Annotated in this window: 2 protein-coding genes; one reads left to right on the forward strand and one right to left on the reverse strand. The window is 59.4% G+C overall.

Going from position 1 to position 881, the window contains the following annotated elements; translation table 11 throughout:
* Window positions 1-205, forward strand: a 205-nt coding sequence (locus AC1DWI_RS24775; RefSeq protein ID WP_477726128.1) for an SIMPL domain-containing protein, incomplete at its 5' end; no start/stop codon positions are given.
* Here AC1DWI_RS24775 and AC1DWI_RS24780 read toward each other — a convergent pair.
* On the reverse strand, window positions 174-722 hold the full coding sequence (locus AC1DWI_RS24780; RefSeq protein ID WP_477669613.1) for a multidrug/biocide efflux PACE transporter: 549 nt from the start codon (window positions 720-722) through the stop codon (window positions 174-176). The genes AC1DWI_RS24775 and AC1DWI_RS24780 overlap by 32 nt on opposite strands.
* Between the last annotated feature and the right edge of the window lie 159 nt (window positions 723-881).

Raw genomic sequence — 881 nt, forward strand, 5'->3', positions numbered from 1 at the left:
GGCCAGTGAGGTGGCGCGCAGTTTTGGTTTTGCCGGCTACTCGCTGCGCGAAGTCTCGGTGAATGCCAACGACCAGGGCTCTCCACCGCGTCCCCGCRTGATGGCGATGTCGGCCAAGGCCGAAATGGCCGATGCATCAGTGCCTGTGGAAGCCGGCAAGAGCACGGTATTGGTCATCGTGTCGGGCTCTGTGCAGATGAAGTAAGGCACTTGCCGGCGGCAGGCGCTGCACAAAGTAGCGCGGGCGCCGGCTGCTGCCCGCCGGCCGTGCGGCTGGCCAGCTGGGCTTTGCGCGCGTGGCGCGCCACCACCCGTGAGCGGACATGGTCGTAAGCCCAGTTAAAGCAGAAGGTATAGGGCAGGAAGAACAGCACGATCGCAATGTCCAGTACAAAGGCTTCCCACAGGCCGATGTCCAGCCACCAGGCCGCCAGCGGAACCACCGCGATGATCAGGCCGATTTCAAACAGCACAGCATGCACGGCACGCGCCGCCAGCGTGCGCTGAAAGCCCATGCGGCGCTGCGCCCGGTCAAACAGGGCGTTGAACACCATGTTCCAGCTCATCGCCATCAGCGAAACCATCAGGGTCAGCAGGCCCATGTGCGCCAGCGAATAGCCGAGTAGCCAGGCGCCTAGTGGTGCGCAGATGGCGATGGCCAGGATTTCAAAGCCGAGGGCGTGGAAAAACCGTTCTTTCAGGGATTTTTGGAGGCTCATGATGCGCGTTCTGAATGATTTGCCGACCGTTGAGGCGAGATGCCTTACTGTCATGACTGTATTTTCATCGCTATTTCGAATACATTAAAATCAATAATCATCGAAAAAATAGATGGAAGACTGCCATGCGCCATTCCCCGGAAGCCTTGACCGCTTTTGCAG

It is taken from the genome of Polaromonas sp. P3_C2 (assembly GCF_056402675.1).